Below are 16,714 nucleotides of genomic sequence, written 5' to 3'. Positions count from 1 at the left end.
CTCATTAAAAATGCGATTTATTTTTTGATAGCTTCATAGGCTCTGAGACGAGAGTGATTCAGTCAAACTCGATTCACAGAGCGTTTTGAGATATAACGTATCAGAACCTCGAAACTTAATCAATGCAAGCTCGCATCCCAAATTGCAATGTAAATTTGGTCTTCTGAATTGCGTTCTATCGACCCTTTTAGTCCACCAACATTAAAAGAGTATTGATTTGTTTTGTGATCATAAACTTGTTGCAGTCCTTGCTTAATATTACCAGAAGCACTACCCCCTAGCATTCCCTGCAATGTGTTCTGCATCACGTCGGGTGCAACAGATTGGGCAAAAGATACTTCTGTTTGGCGCAGCATTTTTGTTTGCCGATCAAACAAATAACCAAGATCAACGCGGTTTGGATCACGCTGGTAAAGGTAAGCACGAGTTCTCCCAAACGCACCTCTAGAAACCTTAGTTGGCTTTCCTAAAGCTGCTGTAACAGTATCTTCTGAAGAACCAACGGGAAATGCAGGAACATCACTACTACTGGTTTTTGGAATTGCAAGACTTTGTTTTTCCGGCTGTGGAGGTGGAGTGGAAGCCTCTGGAGTTGAGATCACATTAAGAGAAGTTGCTGGTTGTTCCGCTGTTACGAAATAACCGATTGTAACAGTACAAAGTGCGGAATGTGGGATATAAGCTTCTGAATGCTGTTGCGATCAGGTGCGTACTGATTTGAGGTGTTGAAATTTCCGGAAACGATGTTTGAAATGTTGTAGTTTTTACAGACGATAACTGAGTAATTATGCAACTAACTCATCCCATTTTGAAAATCGACTTGGTGCAAACAGCGAGTGTTTTCCCTAGTCTACTTTTTTACTCTATTAATCAAGCAGACAAAATAAGCTTTTGCGATACACTAAACAGCACTAGCTACGGTGATAGCATCGACGCCAATGAAGGAAACGATATTGTCTACGCCGGAGGAGGAAACGACTATATCTCTGGTGCGAGTGGTAACGATTCTCTGTATGGAAAGGATGGTAATGATCGCCCCTCATTACGGAGACAAAAAAGATGAAACTTACAAATCCCCAGAAAAGAGATTTTACAAAGTTTTTAGCTGCTGTCGCTTTATGTGCCCCATTGTTAGTAACGCTTCCTGGTTACGCGGAAAAACCCGAACACGTTAAACAGTTGCGGGACACTAAGAAATGTCGCAAATGTGATTTAAGTGGTGCCAATTTAAGTGGTGCCAACTTAAGTGGTGCGGACTTGAGTTATAGCAATTTAAGTGGTGCAAACTTAAGTGGTGTCAGCCTTAGAGGAGTCAACTTAAGTGGTGTCAGCCTTAGAGGAGTCAACTTAAGTGGTGTCAGCCTTAGAGGAGTCAACCTCAGTGGTGTCAGCCTCATTGGTGTAAACCTCAGTGGTGTCAGCCTTAGAGGAGTCAACCTCAGTGGTGTCAGCCTCATTGGTGTAAACCTCAGTGGTATAAACTTCAGTGGTGTCAAGCTGAGTCGTGGTAACCTCAGCCCTTTCAACGCGAACAAATGAACTAGGATTTTGAAATCTAAAACCCTGTGCCAGTCAGGAATCTGAGGTACAACTTCGATGTATCCTCAAGATATAAGGGCGAGTTTGGGTGTCAAGATGCTACGCTCCATTTTTGAACAATTTGTCCAAGAAAGTCCAGTAAGTGTAATGGCACGAGGATTAATGGAGCGTGTATTTGCCCCGGAACGGATGGATAAATTATTTGAAACTCACGCGAAAGTACAGCACCAGCAAGAATTACTATTTTCCAGCCAAGTAGATTTGATGAGTTTGGTGGTGTGTGGAATTCAAAAATCGGTTCATGCCGCCTATAAAGCCAGAGCAACAAACCTGATTGTGAGCACCACAGCACTATATAAAAAGCTCTGCGGTGTAGAACTGAGTGTGAGTCAAGCATTGGTAAGAGAAACAGCGAGCGATTTGCGAGTGCTAATTGAAATCATGGGTGGAGAACAGCCAAATCCACTACCAGGATATCGGCATAAAATTGTAGATGGGACTTGTTTGGCTGCTACAGACCATCGATTAGATGCAATTCGTTTATTTGCAGCTAAAGCTTTGCCAGGTAAAGCAATAGTTGTATTAGATCCACTATCAAAACTGGTAATAGATATTATTCTTTGTCAAGATGGTCATGCAAATGAGCGGAGTTTATTTGATAATGTGCTGTCTGGTGTACAACCAAACGATGTTTGGACTGGAGACCGGAATTTTTGCACAGCCAAGTTTCTGTGGACGATTGCACAGCAAAAAGCTTTCTTTGTGATTCGGCAACATGGGTCTTTAGGTTGGACAGAACTGAGCACCTTAAGAGCTTTGGGTCAAACCGATACAGGAAATCTTTTTGAGCAGTGCATCGAAATTTGTTACGAGGGAAATCGTTTAAAATGCCGACGAGTTGTGCTGAAGTTGTTTGTGCCAACACGAGACAAAGAATGGGAAATAGCGATTTTGACAAACTTACCCTTAAGCCACGCTGATGCGGCAAAAATAGCCGAGTTATATCGTAATCGTTGGAGTCTAGAAACCCTTTTTCAAACCGTAACTGAAAATTTTAACGCCGAAATTCAAACGTTAGCCTATCCTAAAGCTGCCCTGTTCTCGTTTTCGATGGCGTTAGTAACATACAACATTCTCGCCACTCTAAAAGCCGCCTTAGGAAGCGTACATGGCATCGCCAAAATTGATGCAGGTTTGTCTGATTTCTACTTAGTAGATGAAATTCAAGGCACATATCGCGGGATGATGATTGCTATTCCATCCCAGCAGTGGGAAATATTCAGGACATATTCTTTAGACCAAATGGGACAACTTTTACAACAGCTGGCGACTGGCGTGAATCTCAAACGTTTTCTCAAAGCCATAAGAAGTCCGAAGAAAAAACGCCAACCTTTAATTGTTGATCATAGACATCGTCATGTTTCGACTGCACGCCTTTTAGATATCTATTGAGATAAGTAATCTTTTTTTGAGCCTGTCGCAGCGAAGCGGTTCGCAGCGCGTTGCGGGGGTTCCCCCCGTTGTAGCGACTGCGAACCCGAAGGGTGAGTGACCGCCACGACAGGCGATGCCGCTTCACTCGCTATTTTGATAGCGGCGGTCGCTCAGCGACAGGCAACGGGGGGAGTCCTGAGGGAGGGCGCAGCCCCCCTCGTGCCTCCTGGAGACAACTCGAGCATTTCCGCTTGTTCGCTCATCACACCTTTTGCTCACGCCTAAGCGAAGTTTCTACTGTCGATGGCGATCGCCGATTTTTAGTCTCAACTCCACTCATAACTCTCAGAGTTAACACACGCTAAAATTGGTCGAAAATATCTATTTTCCTACTCATCTGCAACTTGTGTCATTGGAATGACTCACTAGTTCATTTGTTCGCGTTGAAAGGGCTGGCTGGGCTTGGGCATACTTTAACCGGGGAGTAGCCCGCTATGCGAACGGCGAACATAAAGATGCGACTAGAGATTATGATCAGGCAATTGATATAGATGAAAACTACGTTGATGCTTACTATCAGCGAAGTTTAGCCCGCTTTGCCCGCAAGAAATATGAGGATGCAATTAAAGACTGCGATAAGCCGGAGGCTTGACGCTTCGCGTATCGCGTGATTAAGCGCGATCCTAACTATGCTCAAGCATACGAAAACAAAGGTAACGCTTTCTTGGCTTTGAAAAAGAAAGTAGAAGCGAAGCAGGCTTTTGAGCAAGCGGCTAAAATCTATTCTCAAAAACAGGATAACACCAACTTGCAACGAGTGCAGCAAACCATTACTGGAATTTAGACGTTGCAGAATAGAAATATGAATTAGGGCGATTGCATAAAGCAAGAAACGCGACTAGCACGTATAGCCGTTACCAGGTAGATTAGGAGATGAACTAATGAGATAAAACAGACATCACCAGACTTTCACACGCCTGTTAAGCGTTAAGGGTTAATAGTTAAGCGTTAAGAGTTCGGGTGTTCCCTGTTGCCTGTTACCTATTACCTGTTCTCTCCTCCCTCCTATATGTCCTAATAGAGTTGGCAACAGCTATAGATAGAGATTTTTTGATCAATGCAAGTTAGAATCCCAAATTGCAATGTAAATTTGGTCTTCTGAATTGCGTTCTATCGAGCCTTTGAGTCCACCAACATTAAAAGAGTATTGATTGGTTTTGCGATCATAAACTTGTTGCAGTCCTTGCTTAATATTACCAGAAGCACTACCCCCTAGCATTCCCTGCAATGTGTTGTGCATCACCTCCGGTGCAACAGATTGGGCAAAAGAAACTTCTGTTTGACGCAGCATTTTTGTTTGCCGATCAAACAAATAACCAAGATCAACGCGGTTTGGATCACGCTGGTAAAGGTAAGCACGAGTTTTCCCAAACGCACCTCTAGAAACCTTAGTTGGCTTTCCTAAAGCTGCTGTAACTGTATCTTCTGAAGAACCAACGGGAAATGCAGGAACATCACTACTACTGGTTTTTGGAATTGCAAGACTTTGTTTTTCCAGCTGTGGAGGTGGGGTGGAAGCCTCTGGAGTTGAGATCACATTAGGAGAAGTTGCTGGTTGTTCTGTTTTTTGTGGTGTAGATTGTTGTTGTGTTACTGGTTGTTCTGTTTTTTGTGGTGTAGATTGTTGTTGTGGTTTTTGCTGTGTTACTGGTTGTTCCGTTTTTTGTGGTGTAGATTGTTGTTGTAGTTTTTGCTGTGTTACTGGTTGTTCTGTTTTTTGTGGTGTAGATTGTTGTTGTGGGATAGATTCTTGCGGTATGCTTTGCTGTGGAGTGGAAGTAATTGGAGTTTGCAATTGTTCAGGGACTTGTTGTTCTGGTACAGGCTCAATTGTTGATAACTGTGATTTAGAGTCAGGAACAATTGAGGGTGAAGCAGATATATAAGCTTCTGGTTGTTGTTGCGAGCGCGTGGGTGCAATGACAACTGGTTCTGGTGTAATCACTATCCTATTTTTACGTGTTCTCGCTTGAGAAGTAGGAGTTGGGGACGGTGTTGCAGGGGTTGGATTTGTTTCGTTAGCTGCTGGAACCTCTGTAGAGGTGGGCGATGTGACAATAGGAACTTCAGATGCTTGACGATTTATATTGCCAATAGCGACTCCACCAATTAAAGTACCTACAACCAAACTACCTACAACCCAAGCAGGTTTTTGCCAGTTTGCTGGAGTGGAAGAAGTTGGAATCACAGCAGGTTTGCGATTGGAGGCCAATGCTGGTTGAGTATACTGTGATGAGTATGATCCAGCAGAATTTGTAGTCCGTAGGGGTACTGTCGGTTGAGAGGCTGCTGTTGGTTCCACCGTAGGCACAGAAGTTGCAGATCTCAAAGCATAAAGCATTTTGCTGGCAGTAGTGTAGCGATCGCCTGCAAGTGGCTTAATTGCCTGATTGAGTATCATCACCAAGTTTTGGGATACTTGAGGAGCTAGGTGGTGCCATGTCACTTGACTAGTTTGAGGATCTGTTTGTAGTTCACTTGGGTATTTACCAGTGAGCAAGTAAATTGCCGTCATGCCTAAACTATAAATATCACTGGCGTAAACTGGGCGTCCAACAGCTTGCTCATTCGGCATATAGCCTGGTGTACCAATAATCAGTGATTGTACGGGATATCCTCCAGGACTCACCACTGAACGTATTGTTTCTTTGACAGCACCAAAATCAATTAAGACAGGTTTGCCATCCGAGGAGCGGATAATGATGTTGTCCGGTTTAATATCCCGATGAATAATCCCTTTACTGTGGACATAATCCAATACGGACAGCAAACTCAATAAGATTTGCCTAACAGTCGTTTCGCCCAGTGCCCCTTGTGACTTAACTATGTGTGCTAGAGTTTCACCTTGAATCCATTCTTGAACAAGGTAAAATTGCCCTGTTTCAGGAAAGTAGCCAAAGAGTTCGGGAATTTGGTCACTACCTTTGCCGAGAAACTCCAGGGTTGCAGCTTCTCGTTCAAATCGGTTTTGGATAACTTGATAAGTTTGCGGGTTGTTGATTACGGGTTTGAGTTGCTTAATCACACAGCGACGGCGAGAAGGCATATGAGTATCTTCCGCCAAAAAAGTTTCACCAAACCCACCGGCACCGAGTACCTGGAGAACTTGATAGCGATTGTTCAGCAGCTTAGTTGTCATGCTCCATTATCTGAGATCTCATTCGGATAGAATATAACGCAGCCCAACAGGACAGTGTACAGTTGCCAATTGACTAGATGAGCTTTTAATGGGACATATCGGTACGAAACGAAGTAAAACAGACATTCGGTTAACCATAGGAATAGCTATCCTTGATGTGCAATTTTTTAAACTCTGATAACTTAGCGCCGATTCTTTTCCCATCAACGCGAATCTCTAATCTTGTACTTGATTGCACTACAACGGGACCTGTAAGACCTTTGCCAAAAGGTATATCGCCAGTGTTCCATCCGTGAGTGTAACTAGCACGGGGTTTTGAACAAGGAAAGCCAAATTTATTGATTCGGCATAGTCTTCTAGTTCCTTTCCCAGTTGACTTGGCTGATAACGGAACCGTTGTCAATGCCGACACTTACCCTGTTAAAGGTAGTTTGGTTCACATTTGCACCGTATTACTACGATTTAAAATGCTCCCTGAGGTCTTACGAGATAAAGGCAAGGATAATGGTTTACTAAAACCCTGGCAGGGACTTAAATCAACCAAGAAACTCTTACCTAAGATACTTCCCCTTTACAAATGTATACCAAATCCTAGACGACTGCAGGAAGCGCATGTGTTCCACTTTCAGAACTGTGTTTTTGGGTTAAGTAAGTTAGGATTTGTTTATAATTTTATGTTACGCACTGCTTTGCGTATGTCCCCTTGGGACGAGTGCAGTACTGCTTAGTAAGCAAGAGCTACTAAGTACAAGATTTAACAAGTTCGTAGCGTTATTGAACCTCTTGAAGCTTTACCAGTAGGTGATTCAATTCGTCACGGATTTATGAAATGCTGTACTAAGGTCAATACCTTCGCCAATTTAAGAGCCTTGGGAATAGAGTTTAGCGAAGGTATTGCCTATAGGTTGGAATTTCTTTTGGCACTCGTAGTTATGCGATTATGGGTTTAGTCGTCTTGTAAGCTTTTGACTGAACCAAATCCTCCGCCTCCTGGCGTTTCAATCACAAAGACATCGCCTGGATGCATTTGAACCTCTGCTTTGCTAGGGAGAGGTTCGATTGTCCCATCATGGTGTTCTAGCCAATTGCGCCCGATCGCGCCCGGTTCACCACCTTTTAACCCAAAGGGCGGCTTTTCGCGATGACCTGATAAAATTGCAGCAGTCATCGCTTCACGGAATTTAATCCGACGAATGACTCCGTTTCCACCCCTGTGTTTTCCATTTCCGCCACTATTAGGACGGATAACAAACTCTTCGACTAAAATCGGGAATCGCCACTCTAGCACCTCCGGATCGGTGAGGCGTGAATTAGTCATGTGCGTCTGAACAGCATCAGTTCCGTTAAAGGTTGCCCCAGCACCAGAACCACCACAAATAGTTTCATAATACTGGTATCGCTCATTGCCAAAGGTGAAATTGTTCATGGTGCCACAAGATGCTGCCATTATACCAAGGGCACCATACAGGGCATTTGCGATCGCTTGGGACGTTTCAACATTACCTGCGACGACTGCGGCTGGATATTGCGGATTCAACAGACAGCCTTCTGGAATAATGATTTCTATTGGTTTGAGGCATCCTGCATTCAGGGGAATGTCATCATCAACGAGTGTACGAAAAACATAAAGGACAACCGCTTTGCAAATAGCTATTGGGGCATTCAAATTTGTAGATTGCTGCGCAGAGGTGCCAGTAAAATCAATACAGGCAGCGCGATGGCCTCGCTCAATCGTAATCTTGACTTTGATCTCACTTCCATCATCCATAGAATAAGTAAAGCTGCCATCTTTAAGCACATTAATCACGCGCCGCACTGATTCTTCAGCATTATCTTGGACATGCTGCATGTATGTTTGCACGGTTCCCAGTTCGTAATGCTCGATCATGCGGGAAAGTTCCTGCACGCCTCGCTCATTAGCGGCGATCTGTGCTTGGAGATCAGCTAAATTTTGAGCGGGATTGCGAACCGGATAGTTACCTGCGTTCAACAATTCTAGTAATTCTGCTTCTCGAAAACGTCCTTGCTCTACAAGCAAAACGTTATCAAGCAAGATGCCTTCTTGATTTATAGTGGTGCTGTGTGGTGGCATCGAACCCGGTGTAATTCCGCCGATATCAGCATGGTGACCACGTGAGGCGACGTAGAATAAAGGAATTGCAGCCTGGGAGACAAAAACTGGAGTAATGACTGTGACATCTGGAAGATGCGTACCCCCGTTGTAGGGATTATTAGAAACGTAGGCATCACCGGGTTTAATTGTATTGCCTTTGGCTTGGATTAAACTAGCCACGCTTTCGCTCATCGAACCAAGATGAACCGGAATATGCGGCGCGTTGGCGACGAGTTGTCCGTGTTGATCAAAAATGGCGCACGAGAAATCGAGCCGTTCTTTAATGTTGACAGAGTAACTTGTGTTTTGCAGCGTGATGCCCATTTCCTCTGCGATCGCCCGCACTAAATTGTTGAAAATTTCTAGGAGAACAGGGTCGGGGGCAGAAAAGGACTTTGAATTTAACTTACTTGAATTTTGTGCTAAGCTGAAGGATGAATTAGTAGTTTGATCTTTGATCTTAGCTTCATCCCTACTCAAAATTAGGTGATTCCGTGCAGTTAACTCTGCACACCAACCAGGCTCAATCACATTTGTTCCAGTGGGTTCGACGATCAAAGCGGCTCCTGTGATGCGATCGCCAGGTCTTAAATCCTGACGCTGATAAACGAGCGTATCGTGCCAGTTACCTTTGGTGTAAATTTGTACCGTCGCGATTGCTTCAAGCGGTGTGGTTCTGCTAGATGTAAGTATGGGTTCTTCGAGGTCGATGGTCTGTCCAACCACTTCCACAGAAACCGCTTCCACCATCAGTAATTTATCAGGCATCGTGAAGCCGTAACGCTGGTAATAGGCTTGCAAGAACTGATCGCGCATGGAAACCACATTCCCAAAATCTACAACCAAAGCAGAATCTGTCCCTGCATAGCGTAGATGTGCTTTAAGTAGAACGTGGATTTGAGACTCAGCGATTCCCTGTTGAATAATTTCAGTGCGACCTTGAGCAGTAAGAGTGGCAAGCGTTTGTTTTAGCGAAGGCAGTTCGGACTCGGTTAATTGAACTTCCACTGCCTTTTGTTTGAGAGTTCGTACATCCGCCAACCCAATGCCATAGGCAGATAACACCCCTGCATAGGGATGAATGAAAATTCGGGTCATCCCTAGCGCTTCCGCAATCAAACAAGCATGTTGTCCGCCAGCACCGCCAAAGCAACAAAGTGTATATTCTGTGACATCATAGCCGCGTTGAATCGAGATTTTCTTAATTGCGTTCGCCATTTTACCCGTCGCGATCGCTAAAAATCCTTCTGCTACTTGTTCTGGCTTTTGTTGAAAACCAGTTTTTTCACTAATTTGTGCTGCCAATTCGGTAAACTTTTGCCGCACAATCTCAGTGTCTAGGGGCAAGTTACCTTCATTGCCAAATACAGACGGGAAGAAAGCGGCTTGAAGTTTAGCGATCATCACATTGCAATCAGTGACAGTTAATGAACCGCCTTGACGGTAACAAGTAGGACCAGGATATGCACCAGCCGATTCAGGACCTACTCGATAGCGAGATCCATCGAAGGAAAGAATCGATCCACCACCCGCCGCCACGGTATGAATCGACATCATTGGGGCACGCAGCCGCACTCCAGCAACTTCGCTTTCAAATGTGCGCTCGTATTCACCGTTGTAGTGAGAAACATCGGTGGATGTCCCGCCCATATCAAATCCGATGATTCGGTCAAAACCTGCCATTGCGCTCGTTTTCACAGCTCCAACGATTCCGCCAGCCGGACCGGATAGAATGCTGTCTTTACCTTGAAATCGGTTAGCATCGATTAAACCGCCGTTGGATTGCATGAACATGAGTTGGGGCACCGCACCATCCAAGAGCGAACCTTGGAGTTCTGTGGCAACCTGATTTACATAGCGCCGCAAGATTGGAGATAGATAGGCATCAACCACAGTAGTATCGCCCCGGCTGACCAGCTTCATCAGTGGGCTGACTTGATGAGACACTGAGATTTGGGTAAAACCGATGTCACGGGCGATTGCGGCAACTTGTTGTTCGTGGTTGGGGTAGCGGTAGCCGTGTAGAAACGCGATCGCACAAGCTCGAATGCCAGCGTTGTATGCTGATTGTAGCGATTGCATGAGTTGAGGATTAATTTGAACGCTCAAAAGTTCTTCACCTTGAGCGCTATAACGTTCCTCAACTTCAATCACCCGTTCATAAAGCATTTCAGGCAAAACAATGTGACGCGCAAAGATGTTCGGACGATTTTGATAACCAATGCGTAACGCATCACGGAAGCCCTTTGTGATCAGTAAAAGAGTGCGATCGCCCTTACGCTCTAATAGTGCATTCGTCGCCACCGTCGTTCCCATTTTGACAACAGCAATTTGATCGGTTGGAATTGGCGCATCAGATGGAATTCCTAAGATATCTCGAATACCCTGAATTGCAGCATCTGTATAACGTTGTGGATTTTCCGACAACAGTTTGTGAACGATGACTCTACGATCTGGACTTTGTGCCACTATATCGGTAAACGTACCGCCTCGATCAATCCAAAACTGCCAGCGTTCAGTAGTAGGGTTGTTCGTGGAAGAATTATTCTGCATTGTCATTTCCTGAATTCGTTAAATACAGCCTACTAATAGAACTGAAAAAATCTCTACTTCAGATGTAGAAAGAAGTGCTACATCTGTCGCTTTTAGGACTGATGCCAAAATTTGATCGGATTTTTAGAAGTGGTAGGAGATTTGAGATAGTTGCGTTGATTTCTCTGAATCGCCAATACCTTTCTTAGTTAATCGGATGCTGAAATAATTTAGGCGACTCAAATGCTAGCAGAATGCTAGCATAAAGGTAACGATCCGCGAGTATTCTAGCACTCTTCTAAGGAGGCAGTATGGCAACAATTACGATTCGCAATATATCTGATGAATTAGTCGCTCGGATTAAACGCTTGGCGGGACAAAAGGGGATTTCGATGGAGCAAGAAGTCCGCGATTTACTGCAAAAACGCTATGGCGAACGTAATGAAGTGCTTGCTCGTATTCGTCAACGCGCGGAAGCGTTACCGATGGAACAAGAAAGTCAGGTGCAGTCTTGGAAATCAGAAGGACGACTCTGATGGTGATTGATACGATGGTGTTTGCCTATGCGCTCTTACACGTAGAGGAGAAGTATGACCAGGCAATCACTGCTTTAGAAAGTGTAGATCGGATTGTGGTGCCTGATTCGTTGTTTACCGAGCTCGGCAATGTGATTTGGCAATGGATACAATTTCGGCAACTACCGTTGCAAATAGGTTTAGATGCGCTGCAAGATGCTGAGGCATTGGTTGATATCACGATTTCTAGTTCTCAAATTCGGGATATTGCTCTAAAATTGGCAGTCGAGGCAAGTCATTCGTTCTACGATACGTTATTCGTGGCAGCAGCAATTCAATCTAATACTCAGGTGCTGACTTATGATCGCAAACTAGCGGCTAAGTTTGGCGCTCACGTTGAATTGCTGGAATAGGGATAAATATGTGCAAAGCATCAAGTTATATCAAATCCGGTAGCATCTGAATGATTAAAAAACCGCAGAGGCGCAGAGGACGCAGAGGAGCCAGCGCTGCAGGAGGGTTTCCCTCCGTAGGCGACTGGCGTGGAGAGGAAGGAGAAATAATTCCGATACAAACGGATTTGATATTATTCCTACATTGATCGTAAATGCGACCATTTCCATTTTTGTTGTTGAGGATTCCATTTCACAGTAACAATTTCTGATGGTGGTTCAAAGCGATCGCTTCTTGATCAACTTGCATTAACTCTGATATTTGAGAATAGATATAGTGAGACAATCGATCTCTAACACTTTCAGCAGGTAAACGCAGTTGAAGAGCAATGTGTTTTCGAGAGTGTCCTAGTAAAGATTGACAAATAATCTCTTTATCCCACTCGCTAAGTTGTCCTCTACCTAAATCTGCTAGCTTTCTGAAAAAAAGCTCAATGTCAATTCCTAGCTGTTCGATCACCTGTTGGCAATGTTTGCACATGTCATACCAATTCTATTCCTATCAGAAATGATAATCCCAAACCTTAGTGAAAATCGTCTTAATACCAATTCTCCATGATAGCTTGCTCGTAAAGTGCCATAGATGTACTTTATTTTTAAAACGTAGACGCGCAGCGGCTTCCCGCAGGGTACCGCCAAGAACGCCAAGAACGCCAAGAAAAGAGATTTAATTATTTAGTGCAAGTTTATAGCAGAATCGGTATAAAGATTCAGGTCTAAGATTGAGGATAGGACTTACGCACGAGTTACTAATAATAGTTGACTGTGAGATTGCGTACTCCTGGTCGCAATGACACAACTACGTTTCCCTTGCGTAAGTCCTGGAGAAATTAAATACGGTAATTGTTGAGAATTATTAGCCAGTGTTTTACAGCGGTTTTCTGTAAGGTGGGCATTGCTCATTAATATCTCAAATGTCTATCAAATCGGCTTTTCTAAGCAATGCCCACCCTACGATTTGTGGTCTATTCATATGAAAACTGCTGTAATAGCTAGCCTACGGAATACCGGGAAAAACTGTGTGCCATACACCGAAAACTGTTTTTCAACGCAGCAGGTTACGCCGGACGCTGTTGGCTTAAAACCTGGTAGGCATAGTTAAAATCGTCAGTTGTAATCCGGATTGCCGCCGGATCACTCATTCCACCAGAGCGATAGCGACGGATTGCTTCTACAGCAGAGCGATCGCCTAACAATGCCAAATCCGCCCCGTTCCAACCCTCAGTGACTGCTGCCCAGTATGCTAAACTCACATCCTGCAATGGACGGTCTTGGTTGTGGAGTAGCAGAATTGCCAAGCGACTTTCCAAATTAGGTAAATCCACTAATAGCTGTAAATCTAACCGTCCAGCGCGAAGTATTGCTGGATCTAAGGTATCAGGACGATTGGTAGCGGCAATCACTAGAATGGTAGCACCTGTCTGCAACCCGTCTAATTCTGTGAGCAACTGTCCCACAACGCGATCGCTGACTCCAGAATCGCCATTGTAACGCCCTCTTGCTGGTGCTAAAGTATCAATTTCGTCGAGAAAAATAACACAGGGGGCTGCAAGTCTAGCTTTGGCGAATAATTCCCGCACTGCTTGTTCGCTAGCACCCACCCACTTGCTCAGTAATTCCGGACCATTGATGCAGATAAAATTAGCTCTAGCTTGGGAAGCAACGGCTTTAGCTAACATAGTTTTGCCAGTTCCAGGTGGTCCCCAAAGTAAAATGCCTTTGGGCGATCGCGCTTTGGTTCTTAAATAAAGTTCTGGATGTAACAGTGCACCTTCTACCGATTCGCGCAGAGTTTGTTTGATTTCCTCAAGTCCACCAATTTCTGACCAAGCAACATTAGGAGATTCTACTTGTACCGAACGCAAAACGGCGGGTTTAATTTCTTGAAGTGCTTGCAAAAAATCTGACTGCTGTACCGTCATCGTCTCTGGAATTTGGGCTTCAATGGAGGGGACTTGGCGGCGCAAAGCACTGTAGGCAGCTTTTTGACAGACGGCTTTCAAGTCTGCACCCACAAATCCGACGGCTAAATCGGCGATCGCTTCTAAGTTTACCGTCTGGTCTAATGGTATAGCGCGAGTCAGAATTTGTAGGATCTCCAAGCGTCCCTGACGGTCTGGTACGCGAAATAACACTTCGCGATCAAATCTTCCAGGGCGTCGCAACGCTGGATCAAGATGGTCGGGACGATTAGTGGCCCCTAGCACGATCACGCCTTTAGTTGTGGCAAAACCATCCATCAGGCTGAGGAGTTGTGCGACTAGCCGTTTTTCCACTTCCCCTTCTACTTTGCTGCGATCTGGGGCGAGACTGTCGATTTCATCTATGAATATCAAGCAAGGAGTACTTTTCGCAGCTTTCTCAAAGATTTCTCGCAGTCTCTGTTCCGCTTCGCCGTAGTGTTTACCGATGACTTCTGGTCCAGCTATGGCAATGTGGTTGACTCCCAGTTCTTCAGTAAGGGCGCGGGCAGTGAGAGTTTTGCCAGTACCAGGGGGACCGACTAATAAAACACCCCGTGTCGGTTCTAGTCCAATTTTCGCAAGTAGGTCAGGACGTTTTAAAGGTATGGCGATTAATTCTTTGAGTTCTTTGAGGACTTCCCCAAGTCCGCCCACATCTTTTAACGAATAATTCTCTGTTGTCTGATTTGGTTTGACTGGGTTTGGGGTTGTAGAACTCGATCCACCAGAACTAGAACTAGATGAGTGTGGAGTGCGGAAGCTACTTGTGCTGACATTATTTACATAGCTAGGACGGGGAGAACGAGGTATACTCCTCAAAGGACGAGTTCGGAACTGCATATCTGCTTTGAGTTCTCCAGTTTCAATTTTTTCTTCCAAGGCTTTTGCAAGTTCTAATAACTGCTCAAAACCTTTGAATAAATCGTTCATCAAACTTCTCCCCTTTTTTTTGCAGTCACATTTGTACTTATTAACCCGTTTCAAGTTGAGACTAAGCTTTTCAGTTTATGCCCTCCCCTATCCATCGTCACCGCTCCCGGCGGATGCGGAATTTCGCGGAATTCGTTAAAGTAACATACTCGCAGCTGCTTTAATTCGGTCTAGCGGTTCCACAGAACGAGGTAAAATTGGTAAGCGAATAATAGTTTGCTGAGCAAATAAACTATCATCAAGTTCCATATTCTGACTGTAACGGTTATGCACTATGTAACGCTGCGGAACTCCCATATTTTGCAAAGACTCAGTTAACCGCACTTGTTCTGCAATAATTGCAGCTTCAGCTTGGATGACACCAATAAATTCAGTATGGTGGGGGTCTTTTAATTTCTTCTGTGCTTGTACAACTTGTTGTCGCAAATTCCGCAGCCTTCCCATAAAATCTACCCTACCTAAAACATTTTGATACTTCATCCACAGCTTGAATATCCAGGCTAGCCAGTCTGCTAATGCAGATGGCATTTCTAGAAAGCGCAGAAGATGACCGGTAGGGGCAGTATCCAGGATAATTAAATCTTGCTGTTTGCGCTCTAATAAATCCATCACTGTGATCAGAGACAGCATTTCATCAATACCAGGTAAAGCTTGCGCTACAATTTGTCGCCAAGCTTCGGGAGTGTAAGCAATTTTCACCGCCCCGGCTTGAGATCCTTCGCCGCTCATCATTTCGGCTAATTCCCAAAGATAATCATTGCGGAACTGTTCCAAAACTATATCAGCATCGATTTCTTGACCGCTCAAATTGGTCGTTATCTGGGTGGGTTCGTGTTTTAATTTTGCCCCAAAAGCATCTCCCAAAGAATGGGCGGGGTCGATAGAAATGAGGCGAATCTTTTTATCAGGATAACGATTTGCTAACGCCCACCCTATAGCAGCTGCTACTGTCGTTTTTCCAACTCCACCTTTGCCGCCAACAAGGATAAGTTGCCGTCCTTCTGCGATAAAATCGCTGAAATCGGGTAGCACTTTAGCCGGCCACTGTATGGGTGGTGGTGGGGCAATTGGAACTGTATCAATTTTTTGAATTTGGTTAATAAGATTGTCTAATGCTGCACTGCCAAGTGGTTCTGATGGCTGTTGTGATATAAGAAAAACAGGTTGGTTTCCTGGTAGTTTGACAAACTTATTTAGCAATTCTTGTTGTTCGCTATAGCGATCTAAATCTGTATCTGCATCTGCTAAAATCTTGTTAACTAATAACCCACCACTCTTAATTTCTAACACTTGTAAGTTTTCTAGAAATCGTTCTGTTTCTAAAAGGCTCATGGGTTCAGCGATCGCCACTACCAAGCAAGTAGATATATCTTGATTTTGTAGTAGGCGTCTGCCTTCTGCTAATTCAGATTTCATCTTGACCAAAAAGTCATCGATTTCATCGGCGGTATAACTTCGCTTAAAAGTTTGGGTAATGACCCGATGTTTTTCTTGAAATAATTCTAAAGAATTTAAAACTATATCTAAAAAATCTTTGATTCCCAACAAGTTTAAAGTGTGACCGGAAGGAGCCATATCTACTACTACGCGATCTACCACTTTTTCTGTTAGCAGGCGTTGAATTTCCAACAGACCCATAACTTCATCTAAACCGGGCCAGTCTAAATCCCAAACAGGTGTTAAGTCTTCGCCCTCAACAAAACTTCCCCGCTCAACTAATACCTCTAAAAACTTGCCGTATTTTGCCTTAAATTCTAAAAGTAATTCTTTAGCATCCAACGCTCGAACACTCAAGTTAGGTAAATCAGGTAAGGGTAAGGCGTTGTCTTGCACTTTTATTTGTAGCACATCGCCTAAAGAATGGGCTGGATCTGTAGATATTAACAGTATTTGTTCGTTGGGAAATAATCTCGCCCAGCGTCGGGCAAAACCGCAGGCAAGGGTAGTTTTTCCTACTCCACCTTTACCGCTAAACATTGCTAGCTGAAGCGAGTCGTACTTTACCATATCATCCATCTCTACACCTCCTGATATTT

At 44.3% G+C, this 16,714-nt stretch carries 12 protein-coding genes and 2 pseudogenes; 7 read left to right on the top strand and 7 right to left on the bottom strand.

Annotated features, from left to right (window positions below; translation table 11 throughout):
• Positions 1 to 119 precede the first annotated feature (119 nt).
• Positions 120 to 626 (bottom strand): annotated as a pseudogene (locus tag DP114_RS29505) (serine/threonine protein kinase); the annotation flags it as partial.
• A gap of 161 nt (positions 627 to 787) precedes the next feature.
• Between DP114_RS29505 and DP114_RS29500 the strand changes: the two are divergent.
• From DP114_RS29500 to DP114_RS35460, 5 genes and pseudogenes are all read left to right on the top strand, one after another.
• On the top strand, positions 788 to 1,063 hold the full coding sequence (locus tag DP114_RS29500; RefSeq protein ID WP_169268908.1) for a hypothetical protein: 276 nt from the start codon (positions 788 to 790) through the stop codon (positions 1,061 to 1,063).
• A complete protein-coding gene (locus tag DP114_RS29495; protein WP_171977808.1) occupies positions 1,060 to 1,539 on the top strand; it encodes a pentapeptide repeat-containing protein in 480 nt (159 codons plus the stop codon). Before DP114_RS29500 ends, DP114_RS29495 begins: the two co-directional genes overlap by 4 nt.
• Before the next feature lie 57 nt (positions 1,540 to 1,596).
• Positions 1,597 to 2,991 (top strand): transposase, encoded by a 1,395-nt coding sequence (locus tag DP114_RS29490; protein ID WP_246162595.1) that lies wholly within the window; start codon positions 1,597 to 1,599, stop codon positions 2,989 to 2,991.
• Between the two features lie 454 nt (positions 2,992 to 3,445).
• A pseudogene (locus DP114_RS35465) lies at positions 3,446 to 3,625 on the top strand (tetratricopeptide repeat protein); the annotation flags it as partial.
• Between the two features lie 15 nt (positions 3,626 to 3,640).
• Positions 3,641 to 3,817: a hypothetical protein gene (locus tag DP114_RS35460; RefSeq protein WP_246162877.1), complete on the top strand. Its 177-nt coding sequence runs from the start codon at positions 3,641 to 3,643 to the stop codon at positions 3,815 to 3,817.
• A gap of 270 nt (positions 3,818 to 4,087) precedes the next feature.
• Here DP114_RS35460 and DP114_RS29480 read toward each other — a convergent pair whose 3' ends face one another.
• From DP114_RS29480 to DP114_RS29470, 3 genes are all read right to left on the bottom strand, one after another.
• On the bottom strand, positions 4,088 to 6,172 hold the full coding sequence (locus DP114_RS29480) for a protein kinase domain-containing protein (protein ID WP_171977807.1): 2,085 nt from the start codon (positions 6,170 to 6,172) through the stop codon (positions 4,088 to 4,090).
• Between the two features lie 130 nt (positions 6,173 to 6,302).
• On the bottom strand, positions 6,303 to 6,584 hold the full coding sequence (locus DP114_RS29475; RefSeq protein ID WP_216669947.1) for a hypothetical protein: 282 nt from the start codon (positions 6,582 to 6,584) through the stop codon (positions 6,303 to 6,305).
• Between the two features lie 534 nt (positions 6,585 to 7,118).
• Complete coding sequence (locus tag DP114_RS29470) at positions 7,119 to 10,838, bottom strand: hydantoinase B/oxoprolinase family protein (protein ID WP_171977805.1); 3,720 nt, start codon at positions 10,836 to 10,838, stop codon at positions 7,119 to 7,121.
• 290 nt (positions 10,839 to 11,128) lie between these two features.
• Between DP114_RS29470 and DP114_RS29465 the strand changes: the two genes are divergently transcribed.
• Positions 11,129 to 11,353, top strand: a complete 225-nt coding sequence (locus DP114_RS29465) for a FitA-like ribbon-helix-helix domain-containing protein (protein WP_169262989.1) — start codon at positions 11,129 to 11,131, stop codon at positions 11,351 to 11,353.
• Entirely contained in the window at positions 11,353 to 11,745 is a 393-nt protein-coding gene (locus DP114_RS29460; RefSeq protein WP_169262988.1) for a type II toxin-antitoxin system VapC family toxin, read from the top strand. Before DP114_RS29465 ends, DP114_RS29460 begins: the two co-directional genes overlap by 1 nt.
• Positions 11,746 to 11,977: 232 nt before the next feature.
• On the opposite strand, the gene DP114_RS29455 is transcribed toward DP114_RS29460, so the two are convergent.
• The 3 genes from DP114_RS29455 to DP114_RS29445 form a co-directional block, all read right to left on the bottom strand.
• Entirely contained in the window at positions 11,978 to 12,265 is a 288-nt protein-coding gene (locus tag DP114_RS29455) for a hypothetical protein (protein ID WP_169262987.1), read from the bottom strand.
• A 577-nt stretch (positions 12,266 to 12,842) separates the two neighbouring features.
• Complete coding sequence (locus DP114_RS29450; RefSeq protein ID WP_171977804.1) at positions 12,843 to 14,678, bottom strand: AAA family ATPase; 1,836 nt, start codon at positions 14,676 to 14,678, stop codon at positions 12,843 to 12,845.
• Between the two features lie 135 nt (positions 14,679 to 14,813).
• Positions 14,814 to 16,685, bottom strand: coding sequence for an ArsA family ATPase (locus DP114_RS29445; RefSeq protein WP_246163450.1), 1,872 nt, complete (start codon positions 16,683 to 16,685; stop codon positions 14,814 to 14,816).
• Positions 16,686 to 16,714 lie beyond the last annotated feature (29 nt).

The organism is Brasilonema sennae CENA114 (assembly GCF_006968745.1).
In the GTDB taxonomy this organism is placed as follows: Bacteria; Cyanobacteriota; Cyanobacteriia; order Cyanobacteriales; family Nostocaceae; genus Brasilonema; species Brasilonema sennae.
This window is presented reverse-complemented; position numbering and strand designations above follow the sequence as displayed.